The following is a 3,715-nucleotide window of genomic DNA, read 5'->3' as shown; positions in this document are numbered from 1 at the left end:
AGCACCTTCGTCCTCCTCGACCAACTCCCCCTCACCGCCAACAACAAGATCGACCGCAAAGCCCTACCCGCACCCGACACCGAACGCCCCGAACTAGACGAGCAGTACGTCCCCCCACACACCCCCGTGCAACAAGTCATCGCCCGAGCCTGGACCGACGTACTCGGCATCGACCAAATCGGCATCCACGACAACTTCTTCGAACTCGGCGGCGACTCGATCCTCACCATCCAGGTGATCTCCCGCGCCAAGCGGTACGGCCTGCACCTCACCCCGCCGATGCTGTTCCAGCACCCCACCGTCGAGGAACTGTCGGCGCACGCGCTGCCCGACACGGGCGTGACCTCCGCGGAGCGCACCGATGTGCCGGCGACGGCGTACCAGCAGGCACTGCTCGACGCCGCGGACGACCCGGGCCGGGGCAGCACCGTCCGGCTGATCGCCACCCCCGCCCTCGACCCCGACCTACTGCGCCGGGCGCTCACGGCGGTGATCGGACACCACGACGCCCTGCGGCTGCGCTTCGGGCCGGAAGCCGACGGCAGGCGCATGACGACAGCGGCCGAGGAGGCCGGCAAGCTGGCGTACCACGACCTGACAGACCGGACGGAGGATGACGGACGCGCGCAGATGGCGACAATCTGCCAGGCGCTACGGGCCGGCCTCGATCCGTCCGGAGGGCCGCTGCTCCACGGCGCCGTCTTCGACATCGGTGAGAACCGGGCCCGGCACCTGCTGCTCGTCGCCCATCGGCTCGCCGTGGACGAGGAGTCCTGGCCGATCCTCCTCACGGACCTGGACCTCGCGTACCAGGCGCTCGCGGCGGGCAGGGACGTCGTCCTGCCCCTGAAGAGCACGCCTTTCACGGCCTGGGCCGCACACCTCGCGGACGGCACGAGGACCTACCGCTCCTCCCCCACGGCCCGCGTGATGGCACGGGTGGAGCGGTCGGAACCCGGATCGCTCACCGCCGGCAGCACCGACGAGCGGCGTGCCCGGCTTGCCGAACTGGCCCTGAACGCAGTGGAGTCGGCGGTAGGCGACTGGGCCGGGGGGCCGCACCGGGTCGAGCTCGCCGCGAGCGGCCGGGAACGCCCCTTCAACGGCATGGACCTCACCCGCACCGTCGGCTGCCTGCTCCGCCCGGCGGGCGACGGCGGCGACCGGCCGGCCGTGGTCCTGACCATCGCCGAACCGCCCGGCCCACCCCCCGCCGGACTGGGCGAGAACACCGAACTCCTCCTACCAGGCGGCGAGTTCGTCACACCGGTCGGCATGCGCTTCCACCCTGTGGAGGTGACCGCCGAGCTCCAGGACGGATCGCTGTCCTTCGAGCTCGCCTACGCGACCGACACGTACACCGAGGAATCGATCGAAGCACTCACCCGCAGCCTGCGGAGCCACGCGGCAGACAGGCTCAACGAGACCTCCGGCACGAGCCGGCCCTCCGTCTCGGCCAACAGCTTCCCGCACGCGGGACTCGATGAAGCGGGTCTGGCGTCAGTCCTTGAAAGGTTCTCCCGATGACCAACGTCGAAGACATCTACAAACTGACTCCGCTCCAGTCCGGGATGCTGTTCCACGTCCTGTACGACGCGTCCGGCGCGAACCCCTATGTCGCCCAGTCCGTCGACGACTTCGCCGGGCCGCTGGACCTGGCACGGTTGCGCGAGGCGTGGCAGGCGGTCGTCGACCGGCACTCCGTGCTGCGCACCGCCTTCGTGTGGGAAGGCCTGGACGAGCCGCTGCAGGTGGTCCAGCGGCGGGTCGAGCTGCCCTTCGAGGTGCTCGACTGGCGGTCGTTCCCGGCCGACGAGCAGGAGCGCCGCCTCGACGTCCTGCGGAGCGAGGAGTGGGTGCGCGGCTTCGACCTGGGCTCCGCACCGCTGCTGCGCCTGACCGTGGTCCGCCTCGCCGACGAGCGGACGACGGCCCTGTGGACCTTCCACCATCTCCTGCTCGACGGGTGGAGCACGCAGATGGTGCAGAAGGAGGTGTTCACCCTCTACCGCGCCGCCGTCGACGGAACAGCGGCCCGGCTCTCCGACCCCGTCCCCTACGCGCGCTACCTGGGCTGGCTGGGTGAGCAGTCCCGGGATCGTGCCGAGCGGTTCTGGCGGCGCTACCTGGACGGATTCGCCGAGCCCACGGCGCTGGGCATCGGCGGCGACGCCACCGGCGACAGCGGCTTCGGAGACGTCGACCTGAAGCTCGCCGGCGGTCCTGCGGCCCGGCTCGGCGCCTTCGCCCGGTCCAACCGGGTGACCGTCAACACGGTGGTGCAGGGCGCCTGGACGCTGCTGCTCTCCCGCTACGGCGGAGGCGATGACGTCGTCTACGGATCCACCGTCTCCGGGCGCCCCGCAGACCTTTCCGACGCGGAATCGATCGTGGGCCTGTTCATCAACACGCTGCCGGTCCGTGCCCGGGTGCGGCCCGAGCTTCCGGTGGCCGAGTGGCTTCGTGAACTCCAGGCCGAGCACGTCGAGTTGCGGCAGTACGAGTACACCTCGCTGGTGGACGCGCAGCGGTGGAGCGCCGTTCCCAAGGGCGAGCAGCTCTTCCGGTCGATCCTCGTCTTCGAGAACTACCCGAAGAGCTTCGGCGATTCGGACCTGCCCCAAGACCTCACCGTGCACCACCAGAAGGGGATGGCCCGCACGGGGTACCCCATCACCGTCGCCGTCAGCCACACCGACGAGGCGCTGCTCGCGGAGATCACCTACGACAAGGGCCTTTTCCGGCATGCGGAGGTCGAGCGTCTGGTCGGGCACTTCGTGGAGCTGCTGTCGTCGCTGGTGGCCGATCCGACCGCGCTGGTGGGCGAGTTGGAGATGCTGAGCGCGGCGGAGCTGCGGGCGCTGTCGGCGGAGTGGAGTGGCGATGGGCCGCGGGTCGATGACGCGGCGACGCTGCACGGTCTGGTGGCGGAGCGGGCGCGGGAGTGTCCGGACGCGGTGGCCGTGGTCTTCGGCGAACAGTCCCTCTCCTACGGTGAGTTGAACGCCCGGGCGAACCGTCTCGCCCACCACCTCACCGGGCGCGGGATCACCGCCGGTGCTCTGGTGGGGGTGTGCCTGGAACGCGGACCCGACCTGGTGGTCACCCTGCTCGGTGTGCTGAAGGCCGGCGGCACGTACGTGCCGCTGGATCCCGAATACCCGGCGGACCGGCTGGCGTTCCTGGTCGAGGACACGGCGGCTCCGGTGGTGGTCACCCGGTCCGGCCTGCTCGACCGGCTCCCGCAGGCCGGCTTCACCCCCGTATGCGTCGACTCCGACCAGGAGTCGATCGCCCGCGAGTCCGAAGCCGACCCCATTCCGTCGGCCACCCCGGACGACCTCGCGTACGTCATCTACACCTCGGGCTCGACGGGTGTGCCCAAGGGTGTGCTGGTCGAGCACCGCAGTGTGGTGAACCGGCTGCGGGGCACGGACGGCGACTTCGGCTTCGGTCCCGAGGACGTGTGGACGCTGTTCCACTCCTTCGCCTTCGACTTCTCCGTCTGGGAGATCTGGGGCGCGCTCACGAACGGCGGCCGTCTGGTCGTCGTCGACCAGGAGACCTCCCGCAACACCGCCGCCTTCGCCCGCCTCCTTGTCGACCAGAAGGTGACGGTACTCAACCAGACACCCTCCGCCTTCGCCCTGCTCCAGCAGGAGACCGATCACGCCCTGGCCGCCCGCCTGTCCCTGCGGCTGGTCGTCTTCGGCGG

The 3,715-nt window shown here is 70.3% G+C and carries 2 protein-coding genes; both read left to right on the top strand.

Features of this window, described 5'->3' with window-relative positions:
- Positions 1-1,527, top strand: a 1,527-nt coding sequence (locus ACFVGO_RS39275; protein WP_380636953.1) for a condensation domain-containing protein, incomplete at its 5' end; no start/stop codon positions are given.
- The coding region (locus ACFVGO_RS39270; RefSeq protein ID WP_380636951.1) for a condensation domain-containing protein at positions 1,524-3,715 on the top strand (2,192 nt) is incomplete at its 3' end. The genes ACFVGO_RS39275 and ACFVGO_RS39270, both read left to right, overlap by 4 nt.

Source organism: Kitasatospora sp. NPDC057738 (assembly GCF_042798815.1).
Classification (GTDB): Bacteria; Actinomycetota; Actinomycetes; order Streptomycetales; family Streptomycetaceae; genus Kitasatospora; species Kitasatospora lactacystinica.
The sequence above is the reverse complement of the archived record's forward strand: the minus strand, read 5'-3'. Positions and strand labels throughout refer to the sequence as shown.